Source organism: Stutzerimonas stutzeri, from assembly GCF_000952685.1.
Classification (GTDB): Bacteria; Pseudomonadota; Gammaproteobacteria; order Pseudomonadales; family Pseudomonadaceae; genus Stutzerimonas; species Stutzerimonas stutzeri_E.
Map to the genome: position 1 here is coordinate 1 of NZ_JYHV01000045.1, position 454 is coordinate 454.

Genomic DNA, 454 nt, shown 5'->3' on the forward strand with positions numbered 1-454 from the left:
TCGGCGCCGTGGTATCCACCAACACACCGCTGGTTGCGCCTACCGAATTCAAGGTGAGATCGAGGCCATTGCCGGCTGCGTCTCGGGTCGTTCCGCCGTTGAGGTCCAGAGCACTCACGGCGATGCCATCGCCGTCGGTATCGCCCGCCTGCACGCTGTACTGGAAGACCAGCGCGGTGCTGCCGGAGCCGGACACGTACGTCGCGTAACGGGTCACGCCGCCGATATCCAACGCCAGTCGCGGAGTACCGCCGCCAGTATCGACCAGCACGGCCTCGCTGGCATTGACGGTGAAGCTCAACACATCGCCAGCGTTGTAGGCGCCACTGGCCGGAACCGATACCGACGCCACGGTCGGCGCGACCGCATCGACCAATACCCCACTGGTCGAACCGACGCCGTTGAGCGTAGTGCTGGCCCCGTTTCCTACCGCATCGCGCAGCGTGCCACCGTT

Annotated in this window: 1 protein-coding gene; it reads right to left on the bottom strand. The window is 65.6% G+C overall.

From position 1 onward, the window contains the following. On the bottom strand, positions 1-454 hold a 454-nt coding region (locus UF78_RS23055), incomplete at both ends, for a hypothetical protein (RefSeq protein WP_045164456.1).